Below are 14,130 nucleotides of genomic sequence, written 5' to 3' on the forward strand. Positions count from 1 at the left end.
GATGAGCGGAGCTCCTGTCACCAATGTGCGCCGTGGCGAACTGCCATCGGCGCCGCAAACCTTGGAACCGCGCTGGGTGCGCAATGCGCTGATCGCCATCGCGCTGCTGTTCCTGACCCTGTTCCTGTTCGTGCCGCTGGTCTCGGTGTTCTACGAGGCGCTGAAAAAAGGCTGGGACGCCTACGCCGCCGCCATCGTCGAGGAAGACGCGATCTCGGCCATCAAGCTGACCCTGATCACCGCCGTGATCGCCGTGCCGCTGAACCTGGTGTTCGGCGTGGCCGCCTCGTGGTGCATCGCCAAGTTCGAGTTCCGCGGCAAGAGCATCCTGCTGACCCTGATCGACTTGCCGTTCTCGGTGTCGCCGGTGATCTCGGGCCTGATCTACGTGCTGCTGTTCGGCGCGCAGGGCTGGTTCGGTCCGTGGCTGCAAGAGCACGACATCAAGATCCTGTTTGCCGTGCCCGGCATTGTGCTGGCCACCATCTTCGTCACCTTCCCGTTCGTGGCGCGCGAGCTGATCCCGCTGATGCAGGCGCAAGGCAGCGAGGAAGAGGAGGCCGCCATCGTGCTGGGCGCATCGGGCTGGGATACCTTCCGCCGCGTGACCCTGCCGAACATCAAATGGGGCCTGCTGTACGGCGTGATCCTGTGTAACGCCCGCGCCATGGGCGAGTTCGGCGCGGTGTCGGTGGTGTCCGGCCACATCCGTGGCGAGACCAACACCATGCCGCTGCAAGTGGAGATTCTCTACAACGAGTACAACTTTGCCGCCGCCTTTGCCGTGGCGTCCCTGCTGGCGCTGCTGGCCTTGGTGACGCTGGTCGTGAAAACCTTTATCGCCTGGCGCCTGAACGAATCCATCGCCGACGACGTGCGCACTACGGAGTAATACCATGACGATCCAAGTTAAAAACATCAACAAGCGTTTCGGCGATTTCGTCGCCCTCAACAACATCTCGCTGGACTTCCCGCAGGGCGAACTGACCGCGCTGCTGGGCCCGTCGGGCTGCGGCAAGACCACGCTGCTGCGCTGCATCGCCGGTCTGGAACATCCGGACTCGGGCCAGGTGCTGCTGGATGGCCAGGATGCTTCCGACCGCCACGTGCGCGAGCGTCAGGTCGGCTTCGTGTTCCAGCACTACGCGCTGTTCAAGCACATGACAGTGTTTGAGAACGTCGCCTTTGGCCTGCGCGTGAAGAAGCGTTCCGAGCGTCCGTCGGAAGAGCAGATCCGCCGCAAGGTCAAGGATCTGCTGGAGCTGGTGCAGCTGGACTGGCTGGCCGACCGCTATCCGCCGCAACTGTCGGGTGGCCAGCGTCAGCGTATCGCGCTGGCGCGCGCACTGGCGGTCGAGCCGCGCGTGCTGCTGCTGGACGAACCGTTCGGCGCGCTGGATGCCAAGGTGCGCAAGGAACTGCGCCGCTGGTTGCGCCGCCTGCACGACGAGCTGCACGTCACCTCCATCTTCGTCACCCACGATCAGGAGGAAGCATTGGAAGTGGCGGATCAGGTGGTGCTGATGAACAAGGGTAACGTCGAACAGATCGGTGCGCCGGACGAGGTGTACAACCACCCGGCCTCGCCCTTCGTGTACGGCTTCCTCGGCAACGTCAACATGTTCCACGGCCGCGTGCAGGATGGCGTGCTGGCCAGCGGCGAAGCCAGCTTCGCCGTGCCGGGCCAGCCGGAAGCGGCGGGCAAGGGCACCGCCTACGTGCGTCCGCACGAGCTGGACGTGGACCGCTACACGCCGGGCGCGGAAGGCATCGTGGTCAAGCTGCGCCGCGCGCACGCCATCGGCCCGTTGGCCCAGCTGGACCTGGAACGCGGCGACAACGCCGAACTGATCGAAGCAGTCATCCCTAACGAGCGCTTCAGCAGCCTCGACCTGAAAGAAGGCGAGACGCTGGTGGTGCGACCAAAACGCCTGCGTGTGTTCGTGGACGAAGGAGCCTCCATATGAATTTTCAACAGCTGCGGTCCATCCGCGAAGCCGCCCGTCGTGGCTACAACCTGACCGAAGTGGCGAATGCCCTGTTCACCTCGCAGCCTGGCGTGTCGCGCCAGATCCGCGAACTGGAAGACGAACTGGGCGTGGTCATTTTCGAGCGTAACGGCAAGCGCCTGACCGGCATGACGGAGCCGGGCAAAGGCATCCTGAAAATCATCGATCGCCTGCTGATCGAGGCCGAGAACCTGCAACAGGCCAGCCTGGAATACACCGGCCAGCAAAGCGGCACGCTGAGCGTGGCGGCCACCCACACGCAGGCGCGCTATGCGTTGCCGAAAGTGGTGCAGAGCTTCCGCACCGCCTATCCGGACGTGCGCATCGCCTTGCAGCAAAGCGCGCCCGAGCACATCGCGGAATGGATCTTGTCCGGCAAGACCGACATCGGCATCGCCACCGAGGGCCTGTCGCAATTCCCCGACCTGGTGTCCTTCCCGTGCTACCGCTGGAGCCACCTGATCGTGGTGCCGGACGGCCATCCGCTGCTGTCGCGCTCGCCGATCAGGCTGGAAGACCTGGCCGAATTCCCGCTAATCACCTACGACGTCGGCTTCACCGGCCGCGGCCACATCGACGCGGCTTTCGAACAAGCCGGCGTGCGCCCGGACATCGTGCTGACCGCCATGGATTCGGACGTGATCAAGCAGTACGTCTCGCTCGGTCTGGGCGTGGGCATCGTCGCCTCGATGGCCTTTGACCATGGCCGCGACAAAGGCATGCGCGCGGTGGAGGCCTCGCACCTGTTCGCGCAAAACACCACGCGGCTGGCGGTGCGCAAGGGCACCTATCTGCGTTCGTACGCGTATCACTTCATCCAGCAATTCGCGCCGGACCTGACCCGCGCCGACATCGACGCCGCCCTCAACGGCGGGGAGTTGAACTGACGTGGTTGCCGCCGCCACCTGAGTGTGGCGGCGGCAAAACAGTCTCCAAATTTTTCCTATTTGCATTGTTCGAATGACCATATACTGAATCCTTAAAACCGACCCGGCGGTGGTGAAGGCCGAGCTGGAGCGCGTGGACAAGCGCAAGCAGGAAAACGCCGAACGCCTCGACAAGCTGGGCGTGCTGATCGCCGATGACGAAGACCCGCAAAGCAAGGCCAAGCTGCAAGCCGTGCTGGATGCGCGCGAAAAAAACCTGGTGGTGCAAAGCAAATTCATCGCCATGTCGGCCGACGACAGCAAGCGCGACGAGAACGTGAAATATCTGCTGACCACGGTGCGCAAGGAGCAGACGGCTTACCTGAATGCGTTGACCGATCTGGTCAAGTTCCAGAATACGGCGGTGGAACAGGCCAGCACCGTGGCCGAGCAATCGTATTCCAGCTCGCGCACCACCATGGCCGCGTTGACGGTGGTGGCGGTGGCCTTGGCGGCGTGGGTGCTGCACTGGATCACGCGCAGCATTACGCAGCCATTGAACCGCGCGGTCGGCATGGCGCAGGCGGTGGCCGGCGGCGACCTGACCATGCGCATGGAGTGCCACACCACCGATGAAACCGGCCAGCTGCTGCGAGCGCTGATCGACATGAACGAATCCCTGGCGCGTACGGTGGGGCAGGTGCGCTCGGGGACGGACACCATCACCAATGCCTCCAACGATCGCCAACGGCAATCTGGATTTGTCGACGCGCACCGAGCAGCAGGCCTCCAGCCTGGAGGAGACGGCGTCGTCGATGGAGGAGCTGACCTCGACCGTGTCGCAGAATGCCGAGAATGCGCGCCAGGCCACCAGGCTGGTGGTGGCGGCTTCGGACTACGCCACCAGGGGCGGGCAGGTGGTGGACGAGGTGGTGAGCACCATGGGCGCCATCAAGGAAAGCTCCGGCAAGATTGTCGACATCATCAGCGTGATTGACGGGATCGCGTTCCAGACCAATATCCTGGCCTTGAACGCGGCGGTGGAGGCGTCGGAGGTGCGGACGCTGGCGCAGCGTTCCGCAGCGGCGGCCAAGGAGATCAAGGAGTTGATCGGGCGTTCGGTGGAGACGGTGGATGCTGGCGCCTCGCTGGTGGACCAGGCCGGCGCGACCATGCAGCACATTGTGCAATCGGTGCAGCAGGTGGCCGATATCATGAAGCAGATCAGCACCGCCAGCAGCGAGCAAAGCAGCGGCATCGAGCAGGTCAATCAAGCCATCGTGTCGATTGACGATGTGACGCAGCAGAACGCCGCGCTGGTGGAGGAGGCCGCCGCCGCCGCGCAAAGCATGCGCGATCAGGCGGACTTGCTGGCGCAGGCGGTCAGCGTGTTCAAGCTGGCGGGCGGTCCGCCGCCAGCCCAGTCCACACTGCGCCGGCTGGCGGCGGCTTGAGCCGCGCCGCCGCGCCGCTTACCAGCTGTAACCGGCCTTGGCGTAGTAGTAGCGGCCGTTGAAGCCGTTCGGTGCCCAGCCGCTGTACGGGTTGATGCCATTGTTGTTGAGATTGCCCGCCGACGTGACCTGATCTGGATACTTGTCGGTCACGTTGTCGATGCCCGCGCTGAAACGCCAGTTCTTGCCCACCTTGACGCTGGCCGACAAGTCCAGCACCCACTGCGGATCGTAAGTCTGATCCAGCGTCGCGTTATTCTGCGGCACGGTGAAGCTGCCGTAGCGCGTGACCACGGCGCGCGCGCCCACGTCGCCCAGCGCCCAATCGGTGGCCAGGCTGAACTTGTCCTTCGGCGAGCCGACCGTGATGCGGTTGATGGTCTGGCGATCGATCAGCGTCAGGCCGTTCGCGGTCAGGATGGCCGGGTTGGCGTTCACGTGTTCCAGCGAATTCTTGTTGTGGTTGTAGGCGGCGGTAAAGTCGAAGCGGCCGGCCTTGCTGCTCTCCCAGCGATAGGTGCTGAGGATATCGACGCCGGTGGTGCGGGTGTCGATGGCGTTGGTGAAGTAGCGGCCGGCGCCAACCAGCAAGCCTTGCTTGGCCAGCGTATCCTTCAACGCCTGGTTCAAGGTCATATTGGCCGACAGCGCGATACGATCATCGATATTGATGCGATAGGCGTCGATGCTGGCGGTCCAGTTGCGGGTTGGCTGCAACTGGATGCCGAGGCTGTAGTTGCGGGCTTTCTCGGCCTTGAGCGGCGTCGCGCCCAATGCCGCGGCGGCGGCGCTGCCGACCGCGAAGGTGCCGGTCTCGATTGGCGTGTTGACGCCATTCACCACCGAGAAGTTGGTGGTGGTGATGGTGTAGAACTGCTGCGCCAGCGATGGCGCGCGGAAGCCGGACGAGGCCGTCGCGCGCAGCGACACCGCATCGTTGAAGGCATAGCGCGTCGACGCCTTGGCCGAGGTGGTGTTGCCGAAATCGCTGTAGCGCTCGTGGCGCAGCGCGGCCGAGGCGGAGAATTGCTTGCTCACCTCGGCTTCAAAGTTGGCGTAGATCGATTCGTTGTGGCGGCTGTTGCTGCCGGCGTTCACCGAGCGGAAGCCGGAGAAGCCTTGCGCGCCGGTGCCGCTGTAGGAGGCCACGTCGCCGGCGCCGATCTCGTATTCCTCGCGGCGGTATTCGGCGCCCAGCGCCACCGTCAGCGGGCCGGTGAAGGCCTCCACCGGATAGTCGCGCGCCACGTCCACATTCAGCAGCGATTGCGCGTTCTTCAGCTTGCCGGCGTAGAAGTGGGTCGGGCTGTTGGCGCCGAGGTCGAGGTTGACGGTGTTGTCGAGGTCCAGCTTGAACTCATTCTGGCCGTAATTCAGGCTCACGTCCCAACGCCAGCCGGACGCTTCGCCGCGCAGGCCGGTGACCAGCGAGGCGTCGGTGGACTTGCTGTTCTCCAGCGGCAGGAAGCCCTCCGGGTAAATCGGCGAGCGGCCGAAGGTGCGCCAGGTGGCGGCGGCCGAGGTGTCGCGCTGGCCGTAGTTGGCGAAGGCGTACCAGTCGATCTCATCGCTCACGCGGTACTGGCTGTTGACGAACAGCACGCGCGGTTTGGTTTCCGGATCGCCGAAGCGCTGGTTGACCTTGCCGTAGCGCGGGTCGGCCGGGTTGCGGTAATCGGCGCCGGCGCGGTTGGTCGGATCGCGGTCGGCGGCATCGATGGCGATGCGCAGCCAGCCGTCGCTGCCCAGATTGAAACCGGTGGAGCCGCGCAGCGACACTTGCTTGCCGTCGCGCTCCTGGTACTCGCCGAAGCCGACTTCAGCCTCGCCACCGGCCGCGCCCTTGCGCAGGATGATGTTGATGACGCCGGCAATCGCGTCCGAGCCGTACTGCGCCGCCGCGCCATCGCGCAGCACTTCAATGTGGTCGATGGCCGACAGCGGAATCGCGTTCAGGTCCACCGGCGCCGAGCCGCGGCCCTGCGTGCCGTTGACGTTGACCACGGCCGACGAGTGGCGGCGCTTGCCATTGACCAGCACCAGCACCTGATCCGGCGACAGGCCGCGCAATTGCGCCGGGCGCACCGCGTCGCTGGCGTCGGCGCCCGACGGACGCGGGAAGTTCAGCGACGGCAGCACGCGGCCCAGCACGGTGGCCAGCTCGGTCGAGCCGCTGGCTTGCAGCTCGCGCGCGCCGATGATGTCGACCGGCGATTCGGTATCGACGGTGCGGCGGTTCTTGGCATAGGTACCAGTCACGATGATGGATTGCAATTCACCATCGGCAACTTGGGCAAAGGTGGGAATGACGACGGAAGAAATCAGGCTGGCCAGCAGCAGGGGACGTATGGGCATCGGTAAACTCTTTGAGGGAATAATAGTAAAAGCATATCAGCGGACAGCCGCGCTGCCCACTAATCCTAATAACTATTGATATTCAAGTTTCGAGCTTACTGGCCGGGATTGGTGATTTCGGCGTGGATCTGGTCGACTTGCTTGATGAGGTCGAGCGGTAGCTGGACCTGGTAAGCGTCGATGTTCTGCTTGAGCTGCTCCAAGCTGGTGGCGCCGATGATGGTCGAGGCCACGAACCAGCGCGAGTAGCACCACGCCAGCGCCAGTTGGGTCGGCGCCAGGCCGTTGTCGCGCGCCAGCTGGGCATAACGGGTGGCCGCCGCCACCGTGGCCGGGCGGGCATAGCGCGGGCTCCAGTTCGCCGGGAAAATATTCAGGCGCCCATGCGCTTGGGGGTTGTCGATGTACTTGGCGGTCAGCTGCCCGAACGCCAGCGGGCTGTAGGCCAGCAGGCTGACGTTCTCGCGATAGCAGGTCTCGTCCAGCAGACTGGTTTCGTAGTGGCGCGCGGTCAGGTTGTACAGGTTCTGGATGGTGGCGATGCGCGGCAAGCCTTTCAGCTCGGATTGCTTGACGAACTCGTTCACGCCCCAGCACGATTCGTTGGACACGCCAATCGCGCCGATCTTGCCTTGCCTGACCAGATCGCCCAGCGCCGCCAGTGTTTCCTCGATCGGCACGCACTCGCGCTCATGTCTGGGATTGAAAACGTTGTTGCCGAAAACGGGCACGTTGCGGCTGGGCCAGTGCAATTGGTATAAATCGATATGCTCGATTTGCAGGCGCTGCAAGCTGGTGTCGACGGCGGCTTTCAGGTTGGCCGCATCGAAATTGCGTGCGCGCCCGCCGCGCACCCAGGTCACGCTGGCGTTGGGGCCGGCGGCCTTGGTGGCGATCACCACCTTGTCGCGCAGGCCGGTTTTCTTGAGCCAGCTACCGATGTAGCGCTCGGTCAGGCCCTGCGTTTCCGGGCGCGCCATCACTGGGTACATTTCCGCCGTGTCGATGAAGTTGATGCCGCGCTCGAACGCGTAGTCGAGCTGTGCGTGCGCTTCCGCTTCGGTGTTCTGCTCGCCCCAGGTCATGGTGCCGAGGCAGATCTTGCTGACATTCAGATGGCTGTTACCCAGTTGTACCTGCCGCATATGCTTTCCTTAGTTGCGCACCGCGTCCGCGCAGTCCTTGATCAGGGCCGGGCCGGCGTAGATCAGGCCGCTGTACAGCTGCACCAGTTGCGCGCCGCAATCCATTTTGACCTTGGCGTCCGAGCCTTGCATGATACCGCCAACGCCAATAATCGGCAGGGCGTCACCCAGCTCGGCCTTGAGCAGGCGGATCACGGTGTTCGAGAACTGGAACACTGGCGCGCCCGACAGGCCGCCCGCTTCGGCGCCATGCGGCATGCCGGTGACGGCGTCGCGATTCAGCGTGGTGTTGGTGGCGATCACGCCGTCGATCTGGTGGCGGATCAGCGCATCGGCAATGTTCTTGACCTGATCGCCATCCATGTCCGGCGCGATCTTCAGGGCCAGCGGCACGTAGCGCTGGTGCTGGTCGGCCAGGCGCAGCTGGGCTTGCTTCAAGGTGCTCAGCAGGCCGTCCAGCTCCGAGCCGCCTTGCAGCTGGCGCAGATTCTTGGTGTTCGGCGACGAGATGTTGACGGTGACGTAGCTGGCGTAGGGATAAACTTTTTCCAGGCAGTGCAGATAATCGTCGGTGGCGCGCTCGATCGGCGTGTCGGCGTTCTTGCCGATGTTCAGGCCCAGCACGCCGGCTTTGTCCTGATAGAAGCGCGAGGACTGCACATTGGCCACAAACGCGTCCACGCCGCCATTGTTGAAGCCCATGCGGTTGATGATGGCGTGCGCCTCCGGCAGGCGGAACATGCGCGGCTTCGGGTTGCCGGGCTGCGCGCGCGGCGTCACCGTGCCCACCTCGATCGAGCCAAAGCCGAGGTCGGCCAGCGCGTCGATGTAAGCGCCATCCTTGTCCAGGCCGGCGGCCAGACCGACCGGGTTCTTGAAGGTAATGCCCATCACCGTGCGCGGATCGGCCTTGGGTTGCTGGATCAGCTTGGTCAGGCCGAGCGAGGCGGCGCGTTTCAGGGCAGGCAGGGTGAAGTGGTGGGCGGCTTCGGCGTCCATCGAGAACAGCATCGGACGGGCCAGGGAGTACAGGAATTTGTTGGACATGGGGCGCTCTGGTTATTGTTCGCCCGTATTTTATCAGGCGTCCAGCACGCTCCACACGCCTTTCACGCGGGCTTCCAGCGGTTTGAAATTGGTTTTGTAAGACATTTTCGGGCTTTCCTTGATCCAGTAGCCCAGATAAACGTAAGGTAGTTTCAGTTCGCGCGCTTGCTCGATTTGCCACAGCACGTTGAAGGTGCCGTAGGAGGCGCCGTCCACGTCGGGATCGAAGAAGGTGTAGACCGAGGACAGGCCGTCCGACAGCACGTCGATGATGCTGACCATGCGCAGCGTGCCGCCCGGCTCGCGGAACTCCACCAGCCGCGTGTTGACGCGGCTTTGCAGCAGGAATTGCGCGTACTGGTCGCGGCTGTCCTGGTCCATGCCGCCGCCGGCATGGCGCTTGCTCTGGTAGCGCAGGTACAGCTCGTAATGCTCGTCGGAGAAGGACAGCGTGGCCACGCCCGCGATCAGCTCGCCATGCTTCATCCAGGCGCGGCGCTGGGTGCGGTTGGGCTGGAATTGGTCGGCCACCACGCGCACCGGGATGCAGGCCTGGCAACCATCGCAATATGGCCGATAGGTAAAGATGCCGCTGCGGCGGAAGCCATTCTTCACCAGCTCCGAGTAGACGTCGGCATTAATCAGATGCGAAGGCGTAGCCACTTGCGAGCGGGCCTGACGGGCGTCAAGGTAGCTGCAAGGATAGGGCGCCGTCGTGTAAAACTGGAGCGTCGCGAAAGGCAGGTCGTTCAGGTGCGTCATGCACGTCCTAACTGGCGTTTGGTTGAGTCTTTATGCTAGCTTAACTGGCTGGCGCGAGTGGTGCAATTGGTTCCCATCGGGTGATCTGGGGCAATTCAATACTGTTGCGCAGATGCGCCAGGAATTTGGCGCGCGGAATGGGCGCCGCGCCGAGGGAGGCCAGATGGCCGGTCTCCTGTTGGCAATCGATCATGCTGACACCTTTGTCACGCAGGAAGCGCACCAGATAGGATAAGGCGATCTTGGAGGCGTCGGTGACGCGCGCGAACATCGATTCGCCGTAAAACATGCGGCCGATGCAGACGCCGTAGGCGCCGCCGACCAGCTCGCCATCGAGCCAGACTTCGGCCGAGTGCGCGTAGCCCATGCGGTGCAGGCCGGTGTAGCCGGCGATGATGTCTTCCGAAATCCAGGTGCCGGGGCCGTCGCGGCGCGGGGCGGCGCAGGCGCGCATCACGTCCTCGAAGGCGCTGTCGAAACGTATTTGCCAGCGGCCATTTTCAGTGCGGCTGCGCTCGACCTTGCGCAGGGTCTTTTTCAGCGAATCGGAAATGCGGAAGTGCCCGGTTTGCAGCACCATGCGCGGATCGGTGCTCCACCACAGGATGGGCTGGCCTTCGGAAAACCACGGGAAGATGCCGTGCCTGTAGGCCATCAGCAGGCGCTGCGGCGACAGATCGGCGCCGGCCGCCAGCAGGCCCGGCGCATCCTTGGTCAGGGCCTCGGAGACGTCGGGAAAAGGGGTGTTGGTGTCGAGCCAGGGGATCACGGTTCGAGGTCGGAGCGCATATTGCGGACGATATCCTGGGTGTGGAAGCCGTAGCTGCCACCCTCACGGATTTTGATGCGGTCGGCGAAGAACAGTTCCAGCGTGGTGCGGATGGTGGGGAAGGCCAGATCGTCCCAGGGGATTTCCTTTTCCGTGAACAGCTGGACTTCCAGGCTTTCCTCGCCGGGTGCGAAATCGAGGTCGAGCAGCTCGGCCAGGTAGAACATATGGACCTGGTGCACGCGCGCCACGTTAAGCAGCGTGAACAGATTGCCAAGTCTGATATTGGCGCCGGCTTCCTCCTGCGTTTCACGCATGGCGGCTTCGCCGGTGGTCTCATTGTTTTCCATGAAACCGGCCGGCAGGGTCCAGTAGCCGTAGCGCGGCTCGATGGCGCGTTTGCACAGCAGGACTTTCAGTTCGCCGTCGCGTTCCCACACCGGGATCGAGCCCAGCACCATTTTCGGATTCTGGTAATGGATGGTGGCGCAGCTGCCGCACACATAGCGGGGACGGTTGTCGCCAGCCGGGATGGACAGGCTGACGGGGGAAGCGCATTCGGAACAGAATTTCATAAACAATTGCTCAAGTTGATTTTATGCTTACTTTACACCGATTGCCGACCGCGCGGCATGTCGGCGGCGGCGCGAGCCTGGCATTTATTCGATCTATCGCGTGTGTTTGGGGGATTGATATTGCCTAAACTCTAGATCTGCCCTATAATAACGGCATCAGACGCGGGGTGGAGCAGTCTGGCAGCTCGTCGGGCTCATAACCCGAAGGTCACAGGTTCAAATCCTGTCCCCGCAACCAAATTCAAAGCCGTTGATACCATCAGGAATCAGCGGCTTTTTCGTTTTTGCTCGTCCAGGGCATGAAGTCCTGTGTGAGTAGCTGCTCCCTGGTGCAGGCCAGGGTTTCTGGAAAGCTGGAGCGCGGCAGGTTGGCTTTGCTGGTCAGGCGGTCGGCGATGTCGGCGTAGGCATCGGCGATGTAGCCATCGAGTAGCGGTGCCATGCTGGGCATTTCAACGATCAGTTTTTCGATCCAGTCTCGATGCCCGCAGAGTTTCCCCAACCATCGGCCGGAAACACGCTCGGGATAGAGTTGGCTTTTCAGGAAGTAGTGCAGCAGTTTTCGTATGTGCCGCTTCAATTCCTTTCTCTGATAGCGCGCCAAGCCCAATATTTCAGCGACCAGGTATTCAACATCCAGTTGAGCGAAATGCTGTGTGCGCAACAGTTTAACTTGGCGCTGCGTCCATACGTAGTAGTCGGCATTGTATAAATTGTTCATGGCAGGAAGTTGCTGTCCAGGATTTGCCGCATGGTGAAAGGAACAGTGCGTGGAAAATTTTCGATGGGAATTCCTGTTTCGCGAGCTGCTTTACGGCGCGCGCTTTTGTAGGCGTCCTGGATGGTGTGCTCTAATTTGGGGCGTAAGCTAGGCATGCGCTTCATTCCTTCCTTGATGCGCTCGCGTTGCTCAAATATGGTACTGATCCAGCTTCGGCCGATATGGTCGGGCTGCAGCTGGAATTTGAGCAGGTGCATGATGAGTATCGTCAGCCGGTGTTCAAGCTCGTGCTGCCTGTTTTTGCCCATGGTTTCGATTTCCTCGATGAGGTTGGGCAGATCAAGTCGCTCGAAATCGTGGGCTTGCAATAGCTCCGCCTGATGGAGCAGCCATCGATGGAAGTCAGCCTGGTAGAGGTTGTTGAAGTGATCGTCCATGGGGCACCATCGTAGAACGGTGGAGGGGCTTTCACTTTATGCGCGATCAAACTGGTGTCAAGCGGCGGCGGCTGTGATTTATGAAACCAGTTTAAAAAATATTTCAGAAATTTATTGGCGCACGGAAACTATGTCACTTAGACTCGGCACCAGTTTGCATAATCTGGCGTACATATCCACTCTCGAGGGTCTATGAAAATCCGAAACATTCTGACTGGCGCGTTTGATCGAACCCGTGTTGCCGCCGCACTGCTCCTGCTGAGCTCCGCCACGCTGCCAGGCCACGGCAGTGCCGCAGAAGCCGGCGTTTTCGTCCATCCGGGCACTCCGCTCACCCTCGCCGATCTCAGCGCGCTCAAGGCGCAGGTCGATCAGGGACGGGAACCGTGGAAATCCGGCTACGACCTGCTGGCGAACGATGGCAAGTCCCGGCTCACCTACGGCATGGCTGGTCCATACGCAACCGTGAGCCGTGCCCCGGACCTGAATCTCTGGCCATGGCGCAACGACATGACCGCCGTCTGGAATCTTTCGCGGATGTGGTATTTCACCGGCAACCAGGACTACGCGAAGAAGGCGCGCGAGATCCTGCTGGCGTGGGCCACCACCCAGACGGAATTCTCGGGCCGCGAGTCGATGCTTGATCTGGGCGACTACGCTTACATGTTCGTGGGCGGCGCGGACATCCTGCGCGGCACCTGGCAGGGCTGGAGCGACGATGACACGGCCGTGGTGAAGAAGTATTTCAAGGATGTCCTGATGCCGGCCTCGAATCCCTACGGCGAAAATCAGTTTGGCGCCGCCAACAAGGGCGCGCTGGCCCTGGTGGCGCTCGGGCTGATGGCCATCTACAACGACGATGCCGAAGCGCTGGACAAGGTGGTCTACCAGACGCGCACGCTCGCCCATATCGGACTGCGCAGTTCCAACGATATCGGCATGCTTGGCGACTCCCTGCGCGACCAGGGACACGCTCATGGACAGCTCAAGTCGCTGGTCATGCTGGCCGAGGCGCTGTGGAAGCAGGGCATCGACATTTATTCCGATTTTGACGACCGCCTGCTGGCGGCAGGTGAATATTTCGCCAGGGTGAATGAGCTGGCGCCCACGATCGCGCTGCCGTTCGGCACCACGGATGCCTATTACACCGCAGACTATACCAACCGCGGCTGGGGCGGCGGCAACCTCGTACTCAACCAGGTGTATGGCGCCTACGTCCTGCGCAAGGGCATGCAGGCACCGTTTATCGCTCAACGGCGAGGTTGGATGCCGGTGGACAGCGGCAGTTTCATGTTCCTGAAAGAGGCCGACGCGTCGACCGCGACGCCGGCGCCGGCGCCGGCGCTCCCTATTCCCATGAGCACGTCGGTCACCACGGGATTGAGCAGCATTAACATCGGTGGCGCCACCCCGGCCGGCACCGCTACCTATGCCGGCGGCAAATGGACCGTGCAGGGCGCCGGCGCCGAGATCTGGGGGACCAGCGACAGCTGCTATTTCGCCTATCAGGCCCTCACCGGCAACGGCAGCATCATCGCCAAAGTCGATACGGTGCAGAACACCAACCTGTCGGCGAAGGCCGGCGTGATGATGCGCACCAGCCTTGATCAGGGTGCCCCACGTGCCTGGATGGCCATCACCAACCGCATCCAGGCCGAACAGAACATGCAGAATCTCGCGGTGTATGGCGGCAACAACTATGGCAACAAGACCTTGCCCATCGCCAGCGCCACGCCTTCGTATTGGTTGAAGCTTGAGCGCATCGGCAACGTCATCACCGGATATATCTCTCCCGACGGCACCAACTGGGCCGCCACCGACGTCGGCCGCATCAACGATCCGCTGCCCGACACGATCTATGTCGTCGCCCCTGAACAATCCCATACGGCCTGATTCTAAAGGCGAAACACGCGAAAAACACTGCTGAGATTTGCAAGGTATCGGTAAAATGGTGGCAATTCCTTGCAAATTTTCGAGGGTTGAATGGGAC

General features: G+C 62.3%; 14 protein-coding genes and 1 tRNA gene. 7 read left to right on the forward strand and 8 right to left on the reverse strand.

Features of this window, described 5'->3' with window-relative positions:
* Position 1: 1 nt before the first annotated feature.
* The 5 genes from cysW (at position 2) to GM676_RS32980 (ending at position 4,329) form a co-directional block, all read left to right on the forward strand.
* Positions 2-892, forward strand: coding sequence for a sulfate ABC transporter permease subunit CysW (gene cysW / locus GM676_RS16825; RefSeq protein WP_155464880.1), 891 nt, complete (start codon positions 2-4; stop codon positions 890-892).
* Between the two features lie 4 nt (positions 893-896).
* Positions 897-1,967 carry a sulfate/molybdate ABC transporter ATP-binding protein gene (locus tag GM676_RS16830; RefSeq protein ID WP_155464881.1) on the forward strand — a complete coding sequence of 357 codons (1,071 nt, stop codon included), beginning with the start codon at positions 897-899 and terminating at the stop codon, positions 1,965-1,967.
* A complete protein-coding gene (locus GM676_RS16835) occupies positions 1,964-2,896 on the forward strand; it encodes a CysB family HTH-type transcriptional regulator (RefSeq protein ID WP_155464882.1) in 933 nt (310 codons plus the stop codon). Before GM676_RS16830 ends, GM676_RS16835 begins: the two co-directional genes overlap by 4 nt.
* 112 nt (positions 2,897-3,008) lie before the next feature.
* Complete coding sequence (locus tag GM676_RS16840; RefSeq protein ID WP_371866270.1) at positions 3,009-3,872, forward strand: HAMP domain-containing protein; 864 nt, start codon at positions 3,009-3,011, stop codon at positions 3,870-3,872.
* Positions 3,808-4,329, forward strand: coding sequence for a methyl-accepting chemotaxis protein (locus tag GM676_RS32980; RefSeq protein WP_371866271.1), 522 nt, complete (start codon positions 3,808-3,810; stop codon positions 4,327-4,329). Before GM676_RS16840 ends, GM676_RS32980 begins: the two co-directional genes overlap by 65 nt.
* Positions 4,330-4,347: 18 nt before the next feature.
* Here GM676_RS32980 and GM676_RS16845 read toward each other — a convergent pair whose 3' ends face one another.
* The 6 genes from GM676_RS16845 to GM676_RS16870 all read right to left on the reverse strand — a co-directional run bounded on the left by GM676_RS16845 (position 4,348) and on the right by GM676_RS16870 (position 10,982).
* Positions 4,348-6,684 (reverse strand): TonB-dependent receptor plug domain-containing protein, encoded by a 2,337-nt coding sequence (locus GM676_RS16845; protein ID WP_155464883.1) that lies wholly within the window; start codon positions 6,682-6,684, stop codon positions 4,348-4,350.
* A 95-nt stretch (positions 6,685-6,779) separates the two neighbouring features.
* The gene (locus GM676_RS16850; protein ID WP_155464884.1) at positions 6,780-7,829 is read right to left on the reverse strand and encodes an aldo/keto reductase; all 1,050 of its coding nucleotides are present in this window, start codon (positions 7,827-7,829) and stop codon (positions 6,780-6,782) included.
* A 9-nt stretch (positions 7,830-7,838) separates the two neighbouring features.
* Entirely contained in the window at positions 7,839-8,876 is a 1,038-nt protein-coding gene (locus GM676_RS16855; RefSeq protein WP_155464885.1) for a quinone-dependent dihydroorotate dehydrogenase, read from the reverse strand.
* A gap of 33 nt (positions 8,877-8,909) precedes the next feature.
* Entirely contained in the window at positions 8,910-9,638 is a 729-nt protein-coding gene (locus GM676_RS16860) for an arginyltransferase (protein ID WP_155464886.1), read from the reverse strand.
* A 40-nt stretch (positions 9,639-9,678) separates the two neighbouring features.
* Positions 9,679-10,407: a leucyl/phenylalanyl-tRNA--protein transferase gene (gene aat, locus GM676_RS16865; RefSeq protein WP_371866272.1), complete on the reverse strand. Its 729-nt coding sequence runs from the start codon at positions 10,405-10,407 to the stop codon at positions 9,679-9,681.
* Positions 10,404-10,982: an NUDIX hydrolase gene (locus GM676_RS16870; RefSeq protein WP_155464887.1), complete on the reverse strand. Its 579-nt coding sequence runs from the start codon at positions 10,980-10,982 to the stop codon at positions 10,404-10,406. Before GM676_RS16870 ends, aat begins: the two co-directional genes overlap by 4 nt.
* A gap of 161 nt (positions 10,983-11,143) precedes the next feature.
* On the opposite strand from GM676_RS16870, the gene GM676_RS16875 reads away from it, so the two are divergent.
* Positions 11,144-11,220 (forward strand) — tRNA-Met (locus tag GM676_RS16875).
* 21 nt (positions 11,221-11,241) lie between these two features.
* On the opposite strand, the gene GM676_RS16880 is transcribed toward GM676_RS16875, so the two are convergent.
* Together GM676_RS16880 and GM676_RS16885 are read right to left on the reverse strand one after the other, a co-directional pair.
* Entirely contained in the window at positions 11,242-11,703 is a 462-nt protein-coding gene (locus tag GM676_RS16880) for a DUF29 domain-containing protein (protein ID WP_155464888.1), read from the reverse strand.
* Complete coding sequence (locus GM676_RS16885; RefSeq protein ID WP_155464889.1) at positions 11,700-12,140, reverse strand: DUF29 domain-containing protein; 441 nt, start codon at positions 12,138-12,140, stop codon at positions 11,700-11,702. The genes GM676_RS16880 and GM676_RS16885 overlap by 4 nt, the downstream gene beginning before the upstream one ends.
* Positions 12,141-12,332: 192 nt before the next feature.
* Here GM676_RS16885 and GM676_RS16890 point away from each other — a divergent pair, with 192 nt between their 5' ends.
* A complete protein-coding gene (locus GM676_RS16890) occupies positions 12,333-14,033 on the forward strand; it encodes an alginate lyase family protein (RefSeq protein WP_155464890.1) in 1,701 nt (566 codons plus the stop codon).
* The last annotated feature ends 97 nt before the right edge of the window (positions 14,034-14,130 follow it).

The organism is Duganella radicis, from assembly GCF_009720825.1.
Classification (GTDB): Bacteria; Pseudomonadota; Gammaproteobacteria; order Burkholderiales; family Burkholderiaceae_D; genus Rugamonas; species Rugamonas radicis.